The organism is Halomonas sp. McH1-25, assembly GCF_022348165.1.
Lineage (GTDB): Bacteria > Pseudomonadota > Gammaproteobacteria > Pseudomonadales > Halomonadaceae > Modicisalibacter.
The window spans coordinates 837,784-856,205 of record NZ_JAKRFI010000001.1 but is presented as its reverse complement, the minus strand read 5'-3'; the positions used below and the strand labels follow the sequence as shown (position 1 = coordinate 856,205).

14 protein-coding genes are annotated in these 18,422 nt (G+C 62.2%); 9 read left to right on the top strand and 5 right to left on the bottom strand.

The genetic code is table 11. The annotated features are described in order from the left end of the window. The first annotated feature begins 217 nt into the window (after positions 1–217). Positions 218–778, top strand: a complete 561-nt coding sequence (locus MHM84_RS04410) for a glycine zipper 2TM domain-containing protein (protein WP_239262881.1) — start codon at positions 218–220, stop codon at positions 776–778. An 80-nt stretch (positions 779–858) separates the two neighbouring features. Here MHM84_RS04410 and MHM84_RS04405 read toward each other — a convergent pair whose 3' ends face one another. Further along, a complete protein-coding gene (locus tag MHM84_RS04405; protein WP_239262880.1) occupies positions 859–2,238 on the bottom strand; it encodes a glutamine synthetase family protein in 1,380 nt (459 codons plus the stop codon). Between the two features lie 275 nt (positions 2,239–2,513). On the opposite strand from MHM84_RS04405, the gene MHM84_RS04400 reads away from it, so the two are divergent. After that, positions 2,514–4,013: an aldehyde dehydrogenase gene (locus MHM84_RS04400; protein WP_239262878.1), complete on the top strand. Its 1,500-nt coding sequence runs from the start codon at positions 2,514–2,516 to the stop codon at positions 4,011–4,013. A 33-nt stretch (positions 4,014–4,046) separates the two neighbouring features. Here the strand turns inward: MHM84_RS04400 and MHM84_RS04395 are convergent, their stop codons facing one another. The 4 genes from MHM84_RS04395 to gatC all read right to left on the bottom strand — a co-directional run bounded on the left by MHM84_RS04395 (position 4,047) and on the right by gatC (position 7,916). Then, positions 4,047–4,598, bottom strand: coding sequence for a cupin domain-containing protein (locus MHM84_RS04395; RefSeq protein ID WP_239262876.1), 552 nt, complete (start codon positions 4,596–4,598; stop codon positions 4,047–4,049). A 68-nt stretch (positions 4,599–4,666) separates the two neighbouring features. Further along, on the bottom strand, positions 4,667–6,118 hold the full coding sequence (gene gatB, locus MHM84_RS04390; protein ID WP_239262874.1) for an Asp-tRNA(Asn)/Glu-tRNA(Gln) amidotransferase subunit GatB: 1,452 nt from the start codon (positions 6,116–6,118) through the stop codon (positions 4,667–4,669). Beyond that, the gene (gatA, locus tag MHM84_RS04385) at positions 6,118–7,578 is read right to left on the bottom strand and encodes an Asp-tRNA(Asn)/Glu-tRNA(Gln) amidotransferase subunit GatA (protein ID WP_239262872.1); all 1,461 of its coding nucleotides are present in this window, start codon (positions 7,576–7,578) and stop codon (positions 6,118–6,120) included. The genes gatB and gatA overlap by 1 nt, the downstream gene beginning before the upstream one ends. 50 nt (positions 7,579–7,628) lie before the next feature. Continuing rightward, complete coding sequence (gatC, locus tag MHM84_RS04380) at positions 7,629–7,916, bottom strand: Asp-tRNA(Asn)/Glu-tRNA(Gln) amidotransferase subunit GatC (protein WP_239262870.1); 288 nt, start codon at positions 7,914–7,916, stop codon at positions 7,629–7,631. Between the two features lie 390 nt (positions 7,917–8,306). Between gatC and MHM84_RS04375 the strand changes: the two genes are divergently transcribed. The 7 genes from MHM84_RS04375 to tldD all read left to right on the top strand — a co-directional run bounded on the left by MHM84_RS04375 (position 8,307) and on the right by tldD (position 18,401). After that, positions 8,307–9,344, top strand: a complete 1,038-nt coding sequence (locus tag MHM84_RS04375) for a rod shape-determining protein (RefSeq protein ID WP_092846379.1) — start codon at positions 8,307–8,309, stop codon at positions 9,342–9,344. A 67-nt stretch (positions 9,345–9,411) separates the two neighbouring features. Further along, positions 9,412–10,317, top strand: a complete 906-nt coding sequence (mreC, locus tag MHM84_RS04370; RefSeq protein ID WP_343218275.1) for a rod shape-determining protein MreC — start codon at positions 9,412–9,414, stop codon at positions 10,315–10,317. Further along, the gene (gene mreD, locus MHM84_RS04365; protein WP_239262865.1) at positions 10,317–10,805 is read left to right on the top strand and encodes a rod shape-determining protein MreD; all 489 of its coding nucleotides are present in this window, start codon (positions 10,317–10,319) and stop codon (positions 10,803–10,805) included. The genes mreC and mreD overlap by 1 nt, the downstream gene beginning before the upstream one ends. A 17-nt stretch (positions 10,806–10,822) precedes the next feature. Next, the gene (locus MHM84_RS04360) at positions 10,823–11,410 is read left to right on the top strand and encodes a Maf family protein (RefSeq protein WP_239262863.1); all 588 of its coding nucleotides are present in this window, start codon (positions 10,823–10,825) and stop codon (positions 11,408–11,410) included. 79 nt (positions 11,411–11,489) lie between these two features. After that, positions 11,490–12,953, top strand: coding sequence for a ribonuclease G (rng, locus tag MHM84_RS04355; RefSeq protein ID WP_239262861.1), 1,464 nt, complete (start codon positions 11,490–11,492; stop codon positions 12,951–12,953). Between the two features lie 109 nt (positions 12,954–13,062). After that, positions 13,063–16,950, top strand: a complete 3,888-nt coding sequence (locus MHM84_RS04350; RefSeq protein ID WP_239262859.1) for a YhdP family protein — start codon at positions 13,063–13,065, stop codon at positions 16,948–16,950. Continuing rightward, entirely contained in the window at positions 16,947–18,401 is a 1,455-nt protein-coding gene (gene tldD, locus MHM84_RS04345) for a metalloprotease TldD (protein ID WP_239262857.1), read from the top strand. Before MHM84_RS04350 ends, tldD begins: the two co-directional genes overlap by 4 nt. Positions 18,402–18,422: the final 21 nt, after the last annotated feature.

The window sequence follows — 18,422 nt, the reverse complement described above, 5'->3', positions numbered from 1 at the left end:
TGGAAACACCGTTTTCGTAACTTTTCTTTGCGCTCAACTTGCGTCATATTACCTTTCGTCTCACACGCTTACGTCGCCGCTTGAGCCGGCGGTGACGGAATCACACATCGCCCGGTGCGCTCATGTCCGGGGACATGACGCCCCGCAGCCGTTCGATTCCATCGGCGGCATCCTGACCATGACGTTAGTCAGCTAGAAGAACAGGAGGCGAACCACTATGAGCAAATCTATCGTTATCGGCAGTACCTTATCAGTGCTGGGCCTGGGCGGGCTGGCATTCGGCGCCTACCAGATCCAGAACGTCGACCAGGGGCCGCAGTACGCCGAAATCATCAATGTCGAGCGCATTACTGAAAGTATCGAAACGCCCCGTGAGGTTTGTGAAGAGGTGGCTGTGACTCGGCAGCGCCCGGTCCAGGACGCCAATCGCATCGCTGGCACGGCTATCGGGGCGATCGTCGGTGGTGTGCTGGGTAATCAGGTCGGTGGTGGCAGTGGCAAGAAAATCGCGACTGCAGCCGGTGCCGTGGCCGGTGGTTTTGCCGGACGCGAGGTCCAGGGCCGTATGCAGCAGGGCGATACCTACACCACGACCGAACAGCGCTGCCACACGGTTACCGACACTCAGCAGAAAGTCATCGGTTTCGATGTCGAGTATCGTGTCGATGGCGAGGCCTACCGAACCCAGCTCGACGAGGCGCCTGAAGGTAGCCGCGTGCTCCTGAGAAATGGCCAACCTCAGTGGCACCTGGCGGGTCAGGCCATGGAAACGTCATAATCGATACGAATCAAGAACCGTATACCGTCCTCAAGGTCCCGCTCTTGCGGGGCCTTGTCTTTTACGTGGTTCAATCAGAATCAGACATGGCGCAGGTACCAGTCGTATTCCAGGGTGCTGACGGTGCGCATGGCCTCGGCACGCTCGGCAAGCCGATTGGCATGGTAGACATGATGGAAGTCGCGGCCCAGTGCCTCGGCGAGTACGTCGCTTGCAGCGAACAGATCGAGGGCTTGTTGCCAGCTGTTGGTCAGGCTCGGCTCGAGCTGTTCGTAGGCATTGCCTTCGATGGGCTCCGGCGGTGTCAGCTCATTGTCGATGCCATATAGCACCGACGCCAGCAGGGTAGCCAACAGCAGGTAGGGGTTGGTGTCGGCGCCTGCCACCCTATGCTCGATACGCCGCGCGGCATTGGGGCCCGAGGGGATGCGTACGGCGACGGAACGATTGTCGTAGCCCCAGGAAGGCGCCATTGGCACGTATAGGCCGGGCTGAAAACGTCGGTATGAATTGAAGTTAGGCGCGAAAATGGCCATCGAATCGGGCATCAGCTTCAGCATGCCGGCAATGGCCTGACGCAACTGCGGCGTGCCGAGCGGGTTCTCGTCGTCACTGGCGAAGACATTGTTCCCCTGGGCATCGACGAGACTGATATGGACATGTGCGCCACTGCCGGCTTCGTCGCCGTAGGGCTTGGCCATGAAGGTGGCCTCGAAGCCATGGTTGAGGGCCACACCCTTGATCAGGCGCTTGAGCAGGACGGCACTATCCCCGGCGCGTAGCGCGTCGTCGCAGTGGATCAGGTTGATCTCGAACTGTCCCGGAGCGCACTCCTTGAGTGCCGTATCCAGCGGGAGCTGTTGCTCGACCGCGGCCTGGTGGATCTCTTCGAGAAAGTCGGCGTATTCGTCGAGTTCGTTGATCGAGTAGAGCTGGCTTTGGGTTGCACGTTCGCCGGTGCCGGGCGAGCAGGGCGGTTGGGCCAGGCCAAGGTCGTCACGGCGCCTATCGACCAGGTAAAATTCCAGTTCCATTGCCACGACCGGGGTCAGTCCCTGGGCCCTGAAACCATCGAGTACCTTGCGTAGCACCTGGCGCGGGTCGGCAAAGAATGGCTGGCCATCGAGCTCTTCCATGGTCATCAGCAACTGTGCCTGTCGCCCTTCGCGTAGCCAGGGCGTTGGCTTGAGCGATCCGGCAATCGGACGGCAGACCCGGTCACCGTCCCCCGAGGATAGGCCCAGACCGGTTTCTTCGATGGTGTTGCCGTTGATGTCCAGCGCAAACAGCGAGGCCGGTAGGTTGGTGCCGTTGCGGTAGGCCTTGATCAGGTTGTCACGAGGAATGCGCTTGCCCCGCAGCACGCCGTTGAGGTCACTGATCAGCAGGTCGAAGCTCTCGATGTCGGGATACTGTTCGAGAAAGGCCCTGGCTTCGCTCTGGGCAGTTGCGGACGTCATGAGGTGAAACCCTTTGTGCTGATAATCGTCGTGTATGTCTGCCATCTTTTCGCTGGCTGGATTTGTTGTCAAATTTTTTACGCCATAAACTCGATCGAAGGGAGGGGGAGGGACATAGAAACAACGAGCTCCTATTCAGATATTATGGGAAATGACGATCTGAAGGTAAGTTTTTGACCCTCCTTGGCAAAGCTTTTTGAGCACGTTATGTTGAGAATAATAAAACACTAATGGTGGGCAGACGCCTCGACTAATTCACCCATGGGAGACGGACAATGACAGCCTCCATGACCCACGCCGACTGGCAGCGCCTGGCTGGCGAACTGACCTACGAGACCCGTGCCTTCATCGGTCAACGCTTCGTCGAGGCCGCCAGCGGCCAACGCTTCCCGGTGATCAATCCGGCCACGGGCGAGCAGCTTGCCGAGGTGGCTAGCTGCGACAACGCCGACGTCGAGCTTGCCGTGCGTCATGCCCGCGAGGCGTTCGAGCGTGGCGGCTGGTCGCGCCTGGCGCCGGGCAAACGCAGGCAGGCCATGTTGCGCCTGGCCGAATTGATGGAAACGCACAAGCACGAGTTGGCGTTGCTCGACACGCTGGACATGGGCAAGCCGATTTCCAGTTCCTTGGGCGACATGGCGGGTGCGATCGGTTGCATCCGCTACAATGCCGAGACCATCGATAAGGTCTATGGCGAGGTGGCGCCTACCGGTGAAGACAGTCTCGGCCTGGTATTGCGCGAGCCGCTCGGCGTAGTGGGCTCGATCGTGCCGTGGAACTTCCCGATGATGATGACCGCCTGGAAGATCGGCCCGGCGCTGGCCGCCGGCAACAGCGTGATTCTCAAACCGTCGGAGAAATCGCCGCTGTCCGCGCTGCGCCTGGCGCAACTGGCCCAGGAGGCCGGGCTGCCCGAGGGTGTCTTCCAGGTCGTGCCCGGCTTCGGCCACACTGCAGGCAAGGCGCTGGCGTTGTCGATGGACGTCGACTGCCTGTCGTTCACCGGCTCCACCGGTGTCGGAAAGCAGCTCATGCAGTATGCCGGCCAGTCCAACCTCAAGCGTGTCTATCTGGAGTGCGGCGGCAAGAGCCCCAACCTGGTATTTGCCGACTGCAAGGACCTCGATGCCGTGGCACGCAACGCTGCCGAGGCGATCTTCCACAATCAGGGCGAGGTGTGCATCGCCGGATCGCGGCTGCTGGTCGAGAACAGGGTACGTGATGAGTTCGTCGAGCGTGTACTTGTACATGCCGAAACCATGCAGCCGGGCGACCCGCTCGATCCGGATAGCTTCATGGGCGCTATCGTCGATGAAGTGCAGCACAAGCGGATTCTCGACTATATCCGCCAGGGCGTCGAGGAGGGCGCACGCCTGCGCACCGGGGGGCAGGCGGTCAGCCCGATCGCGGGTGGTTACTACGTGGCCCCGACGGTATTCGACGGCGTCACGCCGCAGATGATCATCGGTCGCGAGGAAATCTTCGGACCGGTGCTTTCGGTGTTCGGCTTCGACAGTGAAGAAGAGGCCATCGCACTGGCCAATGACAGCGAGTATGGCCTGGCCGCTGGGCTGTGGAGCCAGGACATCGACCGCATCATGCGTGTGTCGCGGCGCCTGCATTCCGGTCAGGTGTTCGTCAACAACTGGGCGGGCGGCGACATGACGGTGCCGTTCGGAGGCGTGAAGCAATCGGGCAACGGCCGCGACAAGTCGCATCATTCACTGGAGGAGTATTCCGAACTCAAGACGGTGTGGATGTCGCTGAATCCCTGATCCATACGAGGCTTGGACTCATTGAACCGATGTCTAGAAGGACTTGGCGGGCGTGCAGCACGATACCAGCTTGCAGGCCACCTGGCCGGGATTGCGAAAGCGGTGGGGCACGTTGGTATTGAAGTAGTAGGCTTCGCCGGGGCCGAGGACACGGCTATCGGCACCGATGGTGATCTCGATTTCCCCGTCGAGAATCACCCCGGCTTCCTCGCCGCGGTGGGCGATCATCTCGCGTCCGGTGTCGGCGCCTGGGGCATACGTTTCGACCATGAACGAGAGTGCCCGTGAATCGCGGTTGGCACCGACCAGCTGGTAGATCACGTCGCCACTGCCGATATCGGGCAGTTCGTCGGCGCGATAAAACACTTGGTCGCGATTCGTCAGTTCCATGGTGAAAAAGTCGCCGACGCTGATAGGAATGGCGTCGAGAATCTTTTTCAACGAGCTGACCGAGGGGCTGACCTTGTTCTGCTCGATCAGCGACAGGCTGGAGTGCGTCACACCACAGCGCTTGGCCAGCTCACGCTGAGAGATGCCGCGCAGGGTACGCAGAGCGCGCAGACGTGAGCCAACATCATCGGACATGCGTTACTCCTCGTGACCTGGGACGTGAATCGGGGCAGAGGCCCGGGAGGCGTCCCGGGCCTGGCGGGTCATGCCTGGTCGAGCTTCTGCTTGAGCAGGGCGTTGACCTGTGGCGGATTGGCGGTACCGCGCGAGGCCTTCATTACCTGACCCACGAAGTAGCCGATCATCTTGCCACGCTTGGCCTCATCGGCCTCGTGATACTGGGCGACCTGAACCGGGCTGTCGGCGATGACCTGGTCGATCATGGCCTCGATGGCGCCGGTGTCGGTGACCTGCTTGAGCCCCTTGGTCTCGATGATCTCGTCGGCGGTCTCGCCCTCGCCGTTCCACAACGCCATGAATACCTGCTTGGCCGCCTTGCCGTTGATGGTCTCGTCGCTGACACGACGGATCAGGCCACCGAGCTGAGAGGCGCTGACCGGACTGTCGACGATATCCAGGCTTTCGCGGTTGAGCTGGCCCGTGAGCTCACCCTGTACCCAATTGGCAGCCAACTTGGCGTCGCCACAACTGTCCTTGACCGCCTCGAAGTATTCGGCCATGGGGCGGGTCGATGACAATACGCTGGCATCGTAAGCCGACAGGCCGAGCTCGTTCTCGAAACGGGCGCGCTTCTCGGCCGGCAATTCCGGCAAGCTGCCGCGCAGGTGGTCGACGTAGGCCTGGTCGAGCACCACCGGCAACAGGTCGGGGCAGGGGAAGTAACGATAGTCGTTGGCTTCTTCCTTGGTGCGCATACTGCGCGTCTCGTCGGCTTCGGGGTCGTAAAGGCGGGTTTCCTGAACGACTTCCCCGCCATCCTCGATCAGCTCGATCTGGCGCTCGATCTCGTAGGCGATGGCCTTCTCGACGAAACGGAACGAGTTGACGTTCTTGATCTCGGCGCGGGTGCCCAGCGCCTCCCGGCCTTTCGGGCGTACCGACACGTTGACGTCGCAACGCATCGAGCCTTCGGCCATGTTGCCATCGGAAATGCCCAGGTAGGTGACGATGGAGTGCAGCGCCTTGATATAGGCGACCGCTTCCTTGGCCGAGCGCATGTCCGGTTCGGAGACGATTTCCAGTAGTGGCGTGCCGGAACGGTTGAGATCGATGCCGGTCATGCCGTGAAAGTCCTCGTGCAACGACTTGCCGGCGTCTTCCTCGAGGTGGGCATGATGCACGCGAATGCGCTTGGTGGTGCCATCTTCCAGGGTGATCTCGACCTCACCCGGCCCGACGATCGGATGATACATCTGGCTGGTCTGGTAGCCCTTGGGCAGGTCGGGATAGAAGTAGTTCTTGCGATCGAAGATCGAGGTCTCGGGAATCTCGGCGTTGATGCCCAGGCCGAACTGCACGGCCATGGCCACGGCAGCTTCGTTGAGCACCGGCAATACGCCCGGCAGGCCGAGATCGACGGCGCTGGCCTGGGTGTTGGGTTCGGCACCGAAGGCGGTCGAAGCGCCGGAAAAGATCTTCGACTGGGTGGCGAGCTGGACGTGGACTTCCAGACCGATCACGGTTTCCCATTGCATTATGCGTTCTCCTTGCCGAAGGCGGGCTGGCGACGGTGCCAGTCGGTCGCCTGCTGGAACTGATGGGCAACGTTGAGCAGCTGTTGCTCGGCAAAGTGCGGCCCGAGAATCTGCAGGCCCACGGGGCGGTTGTCCACGAAGCCGGCCGGCACGCTGATGCCGGGAATGCCGGCGAGATTGATGGCGATGGTGTAGATGTCCTGCAGGTACATAGACACCGGATCCTTCTTGGCGCCCAGGTCGAAGGCCGGGGTCGGCGAGGCCGGGCCCATCAGGACATCGACGTCCTCGAAGGCATCGAGGAAATCCTGGCGAATCAGGCGCCGGACCTGTTGGGCCTTCTTGTAGTAGGCATCGAAGAAGCCTTCCGACAAGGTGTGCGTGCCGATCAGAATGCGGCGTTTGACTTCCTCGCCGAAGCCTTCGGCACGCGAGCGCTTGTAAAGATCGATCAGGTCGGTGGGGTTCTCGCAGCGGTGCCCGAAGCGCACGCCGTCGTAGCGTGACAGGTTCGAAGAGGCTTCTGCCGGGGCGATGACATAGTAGGCAGGAATCGCCAGGTCGGTGTGCGGCAGGCTGACTTCACGGATCGAGGCGCCCATCGACTCGTAGACCTTGATGGCCTCACGCACGGCGGCTTCCACGGCGGGATCGAGGCCGTCGCCGAAGTACTCTTTGGGCAGGCCGATCTTGAGCCCTGACAAAGAGGCTTCGAGATCGCCGCAGTAGTCCGGTACGCCGCGTGCCACACTGGTGGAGTCGCGCAGGTCGTGGCCGGCAATGGCGGCGAGTAGCAGGGCGCAATCGGAGGCCGAGCGTGCCATGGGACCGGCCTGATCGAGACTCGAGGCATAGGCCACCATGCCGTAGCGCGATACCCGGCCATAGGTCGGCTTGAGGCCGGTAATCCCGCAGAAGGCCGCCGGCTGACGGATTGAACCGCCAGTGTCGGTGCCCAGGGCGGCCGGTACCAGGCCGGCGGCGACAGCGGCAGCACTGCCGCCGGAGCTGCCGCCGGGTACGGCAGACAGGTCCCAGGGATTTTTCACCGGACCATAGAAACTGTTCTCATTGGACGAGCCCATCGCAAACTCGTCCATATTGGTCTTGCCGAGACTGACGGTGCCGGCTGCGGCGAGCTTCTCGACCACGGTCGCATCGTAGGGCGCGATGAAGTTGTCGAGCATCTTCGAGCCGCAACTGGTACGTACACCCTGGGTGCAGAAGATGTCTTTCAGCGCCAACGGCAGGCCGGTGAGGGGGCCGGCGTCGCCCTTGGCACGGGTAGCATCGGCGGCGTCCGCCGCTTGCAGGGCCTGTTCGGCGGTAACGGTGACGAAGCTGTTGAGTTCGCCATCGAGTCGCTCGATGCGTGCCAGCAGCGACTCGGTCAATTCACGGCTCGAGAACTCGCCGGCAGCCAGGGCGGTGGCGAGTTCCGTCAATGTCTTGTCATGCATGGGCGATGATGCTCCTGAAATACGTGGCCAGCGGCGTGTCGCTCGAACGCTTACTCGACAACCCGGGGAACCAGATAGAGGCCGTTCTCGACGGCAGGGGCACAACGCTGGAAACGCTCGCGCTGGTTGGTTTCGGTGACTTCGTCGGCACGCAGACGTTGGGTGGCGTCCAGCGGGTGGGCCAGTGGCGCGACGCCCTGGGTGTCGACGGCCTGCAGGCGATCCGCCATCTCCAGGATTCGGCTCAAGTCGTCCACGTAACGTTCGGCTTCATCGTCGTTCAGGCCCAGGCGAGCAAGGTGGGCGGCACGCCGCACGTCTTCCTGTTCAAGCGCCATAGCGTCAACTTCCTATAATGTGCGTCAACGGTCGGAGTCGCTAATGCCATCGATGACGAGCGTCGGCGAGGTGACTGCCTTGCCGGCTCACGTGGCGATACGCGGAAAAAAACGCGTTTCATGGCGTTGCAGATGGTTTGAAGGCTCATCGAATTGCGTATGATGTCTTATCTTCTCTGCGTCGCGCATCTTCAGCGTCGCCTCGCTCGTCATATCGTTCAGCGACTCCGGAGGAGGCCGGGCGACCGTCAAGGATCCGCCCGAGATATAAATAGGTGCAAAAGGTATCATAACTTGCAGCTGACGGGCATCTTGCTTGCCGCGTCCTGCCCGCGATGATACCGTTTGCCTCCGCACAGGGTTCCGGTCTGGACTAGGTGAAAGACTTCCATGTTTAAACGTTTGAGGGGGCTGTTCTCCAGCGATCTGTCGATCGACCTGGGTACTGCCAACACACTGATCTACGTACGCGGTCGCGGTATCGTCCTGGACGAGCCCTCGGTAGTGGCCATCCGTCAGTCGGGCAACATGCGCTCCGTGGCAGCGGTGGGGCTCGATGCCAAGCGCATGCTGGGCCGTACGCCGGGCAACATCACTGCGATCCGGCCGATGAAGGATGGCGTTATCGCCGACTTCACCGTCACCGAGCAGATGTTGCAGCACTTCATTCGCAAGGTTCACCAGAGTACCTTCCTGACCCCGAGCCCGCGTGTACTGGTGTGTGTGCCTTGCATGTCGACGCAGGTCGAACGGCGCGCCATCAAGGAATCCGCCGAAGGCGCTGGGGCGCGCGAAGTGTTCCTGATCGAAGAGCCGATGGCAGCTGCGATCGGCGCCGGTCTGCCCGTCGAGGAAGCGCAGGGCTCGATGGTCGTCGATGTGGGTGGCGGCACCTCCGAGATCGCCATCATCTCGCTCAACGGCGTGGTCTATTCCGAGTCCATTCGTGTCGGTGGCGATCGCTTCGACGAAGCCATCATCGCCTATGTACGACGCCACTACGGCAGCCTGATAGGCGAGGCGACCGCCGAACGCATCAAGGAAGAAATCGGTTGCGCCTACCCCGGCGGCGAACTGCGCGAGATCGACGTGCGTGGCCGCAACCTGGCCGAGGGCATTCCGCGCAGCTTCACGCTCAACTCCCATGAAATTCTCGATGCCTTGCAGGATCCTCTTGCCTCGATCGTTGCCGCGGTCAAGAGCGCCCTGGAACAGTCGCCTCCCGAGCTGGCGTCGGACATCGCCGAGCGTGGCCTGGTGCTGACCGGTGGTGGTGCGCTGCTTCGCGATCTCGACAAACTGATCGCCGAGGAGACCGGCCTGCCGGTCATCGTCGCCGAGGATCCTCTCACCTGCGTTGCACGCGGCGGTGGCAAGGCTCTCGAGATGATCGATCAGCATACCTTCGAATTGCTTTCCAGCGACTGATCGACCGTAGTCGCAACGCAGGCCGCCATGGCTGCGTCGCGGCTGTCGGCCTGCGGGAGGAAGGCCTATCAAACCGCTGTTTTCGCATGGGCCCGTGCCCGGCTATCGGATGTTGCTATGCGCCGTCATCGCGTTTGCGCTGATGTTCGCCGAGCAGCGCATGCCGCGCATGGCTGAATTTCGCGCCCATCTCTCGACGCTGGTGGCGCCAGTGCAATGGGTCGTCAGTCTGCCTAGCGAAGGTCTCACCTGGGGAGCGCTGGTGCTTTCCGACCAAGGCGAACTCATCGAAGAGAACCGGCACCTGCGCGAGCAATTGCTGATGCTGTCTCATCGCGTGCAGCGCATGGCCAGCCTGACGGCGGAAAACGTGCGCCTGCGTGAGCTTCTCGATGCGGCGCGGCGTAGCGACATGCCCTACCTCACTGCCGAGTTGCTGTCGCTGGACTCCGATCCTTTTACCTACCAGATGGTCATCGACCGCGGGCGCAGCGATGGCGTTTATGCCGGCCAGCCGGTGATGGACGCCTCCGGGCTGATCGGACAAGTCACCTCCGTCTCCGCCTACACCAGTCGTGTGCTGATGCTCGCCGATGCCAGTCATGCCGTGCCGGTGAAGATCAACCGCAACGGTTTGCGCTTCATCGTCCAGGGCTCGGGTCGCTACGATTCCCTGGATGTACTGCATGTGCCGGATACCGCCGACATCCGCCAAGGCGACCTGCTGGTCACTTCCGGCCTGGCGGGGCGTTTTCCCGAAGGCTATCCAGTCGCTCGCGTCGTCGAGGTCGTTCATGATCCCGGCGAGCCCTTTGCCCAGGTGAGGGCCGAGCCAGTGTCGCAGCCCGAGCGCTCCCGCCATTTCCTGCTGCTGTTCCCGCCGCCGCCGGTCGAAGTGTCCGAGCAGTCGCTGGATGCCGCCATCCGGCTCGGCAACTCGATCAATGCGGCCCGTGGCGAGGAGGACGATTGATGGCGGTACACACCTTTCGCGGCCTGTTGATGATCTGGTTGAGCCTGTTGCTGGCCTTATGTCTGCAGGTCATGCCGCTGCCCGATGCCTGGCTGATCTGGCGTCCCGACTGGCTGGGGCTGACTCTGGTCTATTGGTGTGTGGTTGCGCCTCAGCGGGTTGGGGTGTTCTATGGTTTCATGCTGGGCCTGTTGCTCGATCTGATCGAAGGGTCCCCGCTAGGACAGAATGCGCTGGTTTTCTCGTTGCTCGCCTATCTGTCCCTATTGCTTTATCAACGCATGCGAGCCTATGCGCTGGTACAGCAGGCCGTGATGGTGTTCATTCTGCTGGGCATCGTGCAACTCGTCGAGCAATGGCTGCGCACCATCTTCGGGCCGTTTTCCATCAATCTGGCGTTCCTGCTGTCGGCACTGATTGGCGCCGTCTTGTGGCCTTGGTTCTTCACGCTGCTGCAGGCTGGGCGTCGTCGGCTGAACGTCATCTAACGACAAGGAGCGCTCCGGTGTCTTTCGCCTTGCTACGCCTGGCGTCGGCGTCGCCACGACGGCGCGAGCTTCTGGCCTCGATCGGCTTCGATATCGCACGCGATATCGAGGTCATGCCGGTCGATATCGACGAAACACCGCATGATGGCGAGACGCCCGAACCCTATGTCATGCGCCTGGCGCGGGCCAAGGCGTTAGCGGGTGCCCAGGGAACTGGCCTGCCGACGCTGGGGTCGGATACCGCTGTGGTCGTTGACAATCGCATCCTCGGCAAACCGAACGATCGTGAGCATGTGCTCGACATGCTGTCTCTGTTGTCGGGACGTAGCCACGAGGTCATGACCGCCATAGCGGTCACCGGGCCGCAGGGCATGCTGGCCACCTGCGTCACCACGCGCGTTTTCATGCGCCATATCGAAGCGCACGAGATGATGGCCTACTGGGCGAGTGGCGAACCCGCCGACAAGGCAGGTGGCTACGCCATCCAAGGGCGCGCGGCAATCTTCATCGAGCGGATCGAGGGCAGTCATTCGGCCGTGGTCGGCCTGCCCCTGTTCGAGACGGCCGAATTGCTGATGCGCCAGGGAGTGTCTCTATGGCGGTAGCCTGGATCGTTAACGTCGCCTTCCCTGTGTCATAATTGGGCGAGGCCCTAGCGGCAAGCCCTAGCGATAAGGATCCTGCATGAGCGGTGAAGTACTGATCAATCTTACGCCGATGGAAACCCGCGTTGCCGTCGTCGAGAACGGGGTCCTGCAGGAAGCCTTCATCGAACGTAGCCGGCGCCGAGGCATCGTCGGCAATATCTACAAGGGCAAAGTGGCACGCGTGCTGCCGGGCATGCAGGCGGCATTCATCGACATCGGCCTTGAGCGTGCCGCTTTCATCCATGCCCACGAAGTGATGCCGCCCAACACCCCTTCCGACGAGCAGGCCTCCATCAGCCAATTACTGCACGAGGGGCAGCCGCTGGTCGTGCAGGTCACCAAGGATCCGATCGGATCCAAGGGTGCACGCCTGACGACGCATCTCTCGGTGCCGTCGCGCTATCTGGTCTATATGCCCGACTCGGCGCATACCGGCGTCTCGCAACGCATCGAGGACGATGGCGAGCGCGAGCGACTTCGCCTGCTGGTCGAGGAGTGCCTGGATGAGATCGGCCAGGACGTCGCAGGCGGCTTCATCATCCGCACGGCGGCCGAGGGGGTGGGCAAGGAAGAGCTGCTCTCCGACATGCAGTTCCTGCTCAGGCTGTGGCGCAAGGTCGGTGAACGCAAACTCAGTGCGCCGGCACCGAGCCGCATTTACGATGACCTGCCGCTGTTCATTCGCACCTTGCGCGATGTCATGCGCGACGATATCGAAAAGGTGCGCATCGATTCCCGGGAGAACTACCACAAGCTGTTGGAATTCGCACAGGAATTCATGCCTGGCGTAGCCGAGCGCATCGAATACTATCCCGGTGAGCGCCCGATCTTCGATCTGTTCAGCGTCGAGGACGAGATCCACAAGGCGCTGGGCCGCAAGGTGCAACTCAAGTCGGGCGGCTATCTGGTGATCGATCAGACCGAGGCGATGACCACCATCGACGTCAATACCGGCGGGTACGTCGGCCATCGCAACCTCGAGGAAACCATCTTCAAGACCAATCTCGAGGCGGCGACGGCGATCGCCCGGCAGCTTCGTCTGCGCAATCTCGGGGGCATCATCATCATCGATTTCATCGATATGGAAGACCCGGAACATCAGCGCCAGGTTCTGCGCGTGCTGGAAAAGGCGCTCGAGCGCGACCACGCCAAGAACAAGCTGACCGGCGTGACGGAACTCGGTCTGGTGCAGTTGACTCGCAAACGAACCCGGGAAAGCCTCGAGCAGACCCTGTGCGAACCCTGCCCGACCTGCCAGGGGCGCGGTACTCTGAAGACCCCCGAAACGATTTGCTATGAAATCTTCCGGGAGATCCTTCGCGAGGAGCGGGCCTATAGTCCTGAAACCTACATGGTGTTGGCCTCGCAGTCGGTGGTCGACCGGCTTCTCGATGAGGAATCCGCCGCCGTGTCCGACCTGGAGGTTTTCATCGACAAGACGATCCGTTTTCAGGTCGAAGCGCACTACTCACAAGAGCAGTACGACATCGTCTTGATGTGAGTCGCTCATCCTGTGGCTGCCGGTTCGAAGACGTCGTGGCGAGGGCTGCAGGACTTGCGTAGCGCCAACGAGTCTATCGATCGATTGAGAAGAGCAGGGAAGCTGCGGCATGGACCAGGGGCTGAAAACTGACATGGCGACGTCACGCATCGTGCTGCGCTGGGTACTGACCCTGCTGGCCATCGGCCTGGCGGTCGTCGCGTTACTCTCGGTCGGCGTGCGAGTGGCCATGTTCCAGAGCGATGTGCTGCGTGACGAACTGAGCGCCTGGTTGACCGGGCAATTCAATGCCAGCATGCAGTTGGGTCAGCTCGACAGCGCCATGCATGGGCTCGATCCATCGCTGGCGATCGAAGATCTGCAATTGATCTCGCATGCCGGTGTCGATCCGTATCCCCTCCTCGATATCGAACAGGCGAGTGCGCGTCTCGATATGCTGGCTTCGCTGCGGGCCGGCTACCCTGTGCTGACCGGCGCGCGGATCGAGGAGGCCACGCTACATCTCTATCAGGATCGTCAAGGCAACTGGTCCTGGCCTGCACCTGCCAAGCTCCCCAACGACATCGTTCCCGATAGCGACTTCGCCATCGGCGATATCGATCAGGTAACCGGACTGCTGTTACGCCAACGACTGCAGGCCACGGACATCCAGGTCGTGTTGCACGGCATTGACGATAGCGTAACGCTGACGGCGCCGCGTGTAGTGATGACGAGCGGCGGCCAGGGAACGCATTTGGAGGGGAGCGTCTTCGTAGAGGGGGAGCGCGAGCAGGCACTGGAATTCGTCCTGGAAACGACGCCCGGCGATCAGGTGCTCGAGGATTATCGAGCGTCGCTGCAGCTTAGCGCGGATCTGAGTGCCCTGTCGCGGTTGGGACGCCTGGTTACCCGGCCCATGCCGCTCAGTGTCGAGACCATGCAGGGCAGGGCTGTGCTATGGGGAGGTTGGGAGAATGGGCGCCTACAGGATGCGCACGCCGAGCTGGAAATCGCCGGGCTCGACCTCGGCGGTACGCAAGAAGATAAGGCGGCGTTGCAAGACGTCGGCGCCCGAGTGCAGTGGTTGCGTGGCGAGCAGGATAACTGGCAGGCGTGGGCCACCACTACCACAGGCGGCGAAGCCCCTGCCGAGTCGGTTGATGATTGGCCCGTGCCTCGGCATTTCTATGCAAAAGGCAACGACCAGAGCTGGACGCTACGCAGCAGCGCTTTCGACATTGGAGAACTGGCCGCATGGGGACGGCGGCTGATCGGATCGTCCGCAGTGACCGATGCCATCGCTGGGCTGGATCCGGCCGGGCAAGTAGACGGCCTGTCGGTGGGCTGGCGCCAAGGGCAATGGCAGGCGCAGGCGCTGCTCGAGAATGCCTCGGTATCCGCCTGGCAGGGGGCGCCGGGAGGAGGTCCGTTCGACGCCTGGGTCGACGTGGCGGGGAATCGGGGACACGTCACGTTCACCGGCGTGCCCGGCATGGCCTTGAGCTTTCCCGAGATATTCGAAGCACCGCTAGTCGTCGACGGCATTGCGGGACAGGTCTCCTGGACGCAACACGATGGCGCCTGGCGCATCGTGGGCGACGAGCTGGAGGCGGTCTGGCGAGGCGCCGAGGCAAGCGGTGGGTTCTCGCTGGTAACGTCCGGCGAGAACCCTGGCGAGTTCGAGCTGCGCCTGGATCTGGCCAATGTCGATGCTATCGATACGCCGCTCATGGCATGGCTGCCTGCCAAGGTGCTTGATCCCGATCTGCGTGAATGGCTGGGCCAGGGTATTGCCGGGCGCGTCCCGCAGGGCAGCCTCTACGTCCAGCATACGCTCGATGACGACAGCGAGATGAGCGAGACCGGCGAGGAGGAATCGTTCGATGGCAAGCTGCGCTTGAATCTCCAGGTGGAAGACGGACGCTTACCCTTCGATCCTCAGTGGCCGGCACTGGAAAACGTCAATGCAACACTGACGGTCGAAGGTGAGTCCCTGCATGCCGATATTGCCCATGCCGAAGTGAGCGGTCTGGTCAGCGAAGGTGCCTCGGTGACGCTGCAAGACGAACTGCTGCGCGTCGAGGGAGCGGTGAATGGGTCGAGTCAGGCATTGCTGGACTTCCTGGCCGCCAGCCCATTGGAAGGCATGGATACGTTTGCGACGTGGCGTAGCGAAGGCCAGGTTCAGGGGCAATTGTCGCTGCAGGCTCCGATGGTCGAGGGCGAAGAGATCGAGAACAGTGAAGCACTGGACATCGATGTCGAGGCCAGTCTCGATGTGCCGAGCTTGACCTTACCGCAGTCGGGATTGACGCTGGGCAACCTCAATGGGCGACTGCATTACCGGCATACAGACAATCAGGATACGCTGACCGGTGAACTCGGTGCACGAGCTTTCGACGGGCCGCTGCTGGCGCAATTCGACGTCGGTGGCAAAGGAGTGACGCTGGAAGGGAGAGCCTTGGCGCGCGGGCTGCTGGCGTGGGCCGACATGCCGGAACTGGATAACCTGCTGGTGGGTTACTTTCCCTACACGGCGCATCTGGAGCTCGACGGCGAGCAGCCCAGCCTGACGCTCGACAGCGACTTGCAGGGGTTGGCCATCCTGCTGCCTGCGCCTTTCGGCAAGCAGCTCGACGAGCGCGTTCCCCTGCATGTCGAATCGACGCTGGGGGAGTCAGTGCAGGTGGACGTGGCAGAACGCATCAAGGCACGTTGGCGTACGCATGGCGAGCGAGCTTCGCAAGGGCAGGTCTGGCTGGAGCGTTGGCCAGCGTCGCCGGATTGGCCGTCTGGCCCCGGCTGGGACGTCGTCTGGCGTTCGTCGGGGCTGCCACTGGCACGCTGGAAGGATGCCTTGGCGAGCGTATCGTTACCCGATACACCGGAGGCATCGTCACAACCTCCCTCGGCCCTGCGCCGGGTGGTGGTGGACACCGGTTGCCTGCGCTGGGAGCAGCGCTGCCTGGGGTCGCTGAACGCCTCGCTCTCGCCGCTGGAAGGGGGATGGCGTGTTGGATTGTCTGGCAGCCTGGTGAATGGATCGGCGGAATATCATCCGCAACGCTCAAGACCGCTGGATATCGTGTTATCGACGCTATCGTTGGATGCCCTCCTGCCCGAGGCGCCCACGCCGGAAGCTACTGGATTGCTTGGTCAAGTCGCAACGCCGCCCGAACCGGCTGCTTTGCCGGCGACGCTGGCCCGGCTTCCTGCAGGGCATGTCAGTATCGACTCACTTCAGTATCAGGGACGTCAGGTGGGATCGCTCACGGCCAGCTGGGACGCGACGGCTGAACGTGTCAGCGTCAAGCCGCTGTCGTTGACTCTGGGTGAGGTCACCGCCGAGGGGGAGGTGGTCTGGGAAAGCTCGGGTACCGACACCAGCCTGACCCGCTCGCGGATTGCCCTGTCGGGTGGCGATCTGGGAACGCTGATCGCGGCCTTGGGGCAGCCGGTGCCCTTGCGTAGTGAGTCGACCCAGGTCCAGACTCAATTGGCATGGCCCGGGGCGCCTTGGCAGTTCGCTCTGGAACGTTCGCGCGGCAGCATCGAAGCGGAACTCGACGACGGGCGCTTTCTGACGTTGGAGTCCCCTTCCGCGCGACTGGTAGGATTGCTCAATGTCGACAACCTGCTGCGCCGGCTGCGTCTGGATTTTTCCGACGTGACAGGACAGGGCACGGCGTTCGACAGCGTGACCGGGAGTGCGACATTGTATGATGGGCGCCTGGAGACGCGAGGCCCGATCGAAATCGATGGCTCCTCCACTCAGTTTACGCTGGAAGGCAGTGTCAATCTGGCGGCACGACAGCTCGACCTGCTGTTGGGAATCACCTTGCCGGTCAGCCAGAACCTGCCGCTGGCTGCAGTGCTTATCGGGGCGCCTTATGTCGGGGGGGCGCTGTTTCTCGCCGACAAGGTGTTTGGTGGCTGGATCGACAAGGTCACACGAATTCACTATCGCGTGCAGGGTCCCTGGACCTCGCCGCAGATCACATTGGAAAATGCCGAATGACGCAATTGACCCAATCTCCGCTAGACGAGGCCATTGCCACGCTGCTGGCACCGGGCGGCCTGGACGTCGAGTCGCTTGAACCCGGTCTGGGCCATGCACTGGGGCCGGGCATCGATTATGCGGATCTCTATTTTCAGCGTAGTTGGCATGAAAGCTGGGTACTCGAGGATGGCGAGGTCAAGGATGCCAGCTACAGCATTGATGGCGGCGTCGGGGTAAGGGCGCTATCCGGTGAAAAGACCGGCTTTGCCTATTCCAACCAGATCACCGCCGAGGCGTTGGCCGAGACGGGGAGAACCGCATCGGGCATCGCCCGCAGCGGGGCCCGGCTGGATCGTGTACCGGTCAGAGCGGTGTCTGCGCCGCTGCATTATAGCGGCGTCGATCCTCTCTCGGGCCTGACCGCCGAGGACAAGATCGCCATGCTCAAGCAGGCCGATCGCGTTGCGCGTGCCGCCGATCCGGCCGTCACCCAGGTCAGTGCGTCGCTGACCGGTGAGCATGAGGTGGTTCTGGTGCGTGCCAGCGACGGGACGCTGGGCGCAGATATCCGTCCGCTGGTACGTCTGAACGTCAATGTCATCGTTGCCAAGAACGGGCGTCGTGAACGAGGTGGCGCAGGCGGCGGCGGTCGTTATGCCATGTCGCGGCTACGCGACGAGAACGCCGCCGAGCGCTTCGCCAAGGAAGCGGTGCGCCAGGCACTGGTCAACCTGGAAGCGATCGATGCCCCCGCTGGGCAAATGCCGGTCGTGCTGGGTTCCGGCTGGCCGGGGATCCTGCTCCACGAAGCGGTCGGGCATGGGCTCGAAGGCGACTTCAACCGCAAGGGAAGTTCGGCGTTTGCCGGCCGTATGGGCAAGCGTGTGGCCGCACCCGGAGTCACTGTCGTCGACGATGCCACTCTGGCGGATCGTCGGGGATCGATGAGCATCGATGATGAAGGGACGCCAGGGGCGTACACGCCGCTGATCGAGGATGGCATTCTGGTCGGCTACATGCAGGATAAGCTCAACGCGCGTTTGATGGGCATGTCTCCCACCGGCAATGCCCGCCGCGAGTCCTATGCCCATCTGCCGATGCCGCGCATGACCAATACCTACATGCTGGCCGGTAAGGACGAACCCGAGGATATTATCAAAAGCGTGAAGCGCGGCCTCTACGCTGTCAGTTTCGGTGGAGGACAGGTCGATATCACCTCCGGTAAGTTCGTGTTCTCGGCCAGCGAGGCCTATCTGATCGAGGATGGACGCATCACCACGCCGGTCAAGGGGGCTACGTTGATCGGTAACGGGCCGGACGCCATGGGCCGGGTGTCGATGATCGGGCACGACATGGCGCTGGATACCGGGATCGGGGTCTGTGGCAAGGAAGGGCAAGGCGTACCGGTGGGGGTCGGCCAGCCGACGTTGAAGTTGGACGAAATCACCGTCGGCGGCACGCAATCTTGAACCCGGAAGCGGCTTGGTTGC

Bases quoted from the DNA above. Each gene is read 5' to 3' on its own strand.
- MHM84_RS04410 (WP_239262881.1), top strand. From the start codon at position 218: ATGAGCAAATCTATCGTTATCGGCAGTACCTTATCAGTGCTGGGCCTG.
- MHM84_RS04405 (WP_239262880.1), bottom strand. From the start codon at position 2,238: ATGACGTCCGCAACTGCCCAGAGCGAAGCCAGGGCCTTTCTCGAACAG.
- MHM84_RS04400 (WP_239262878.1), top strand. From the start codon at position 2,514: ATGACAGCCTCCATGACCCACGCCGACTGGCAGCGCCTGGCTGGCGAA.
- MHM84_RS04395 (WP_239262876.1), bottom strand. From the start codon at position 4,598: ATGTCCGATGATGTTGGCTCACGTCTGCGCGCTCTGCGTACCCTGCGC.
- gatB (WP_239262874.1), bottom strand. From the start codon at position 6,118: ATGCAATGGGAAACCGTGATCGGTCTGGAAGTCCACGTCCAGCTCGCC.
- gatA (WP_239262872.1), bottom strand. From the start codon at position 7,578: ATGCATGACAAGACATTGACGGAACTCGCCACCGCCCTGGCTGCCGGC.
- gatC (WP_239262870.1), bottom strand. From the start codon at position 7,916: ATGGCGCTTGAACAGGAAGACGTGCGGCGTGCCGCCCACCTTGCTCGC.
- MHM84_RS04375 (WP_092846379.1), top strand. From the start codon at position 8,307: ATGTTTAAACGTTTGAGGGGGCTGTTCTCCAGCGATCTGTCGATCGAC.
- mreD (WP_239262865.1), top strand. From the start codon at position 10,317: ATGGCGGTACACACCTTTCGCGGCCTGTTGATGATCTGGTTGAGCCTG.
- rng (WP_239262861.1), top strand. From the start codon at position 11,490: ATGAGCGGTGAAGTACTGATCAATCTTACGCCGATGGAAACCCGCGTT.
- MHM84_RS04350 (WP_239262859.1), top strand. From the start codon at position 13,063: ATGGACCAGGGGCTGAAAACTGACATGGCGACGTCACGCATCGTGCTG.
- tldD (WP_239262857.1), top strand. From the start codon at position 16,947: ATGACGCAATTGACCCAATCTCCGCTAGACGAGGCCATTGCCACGCTG.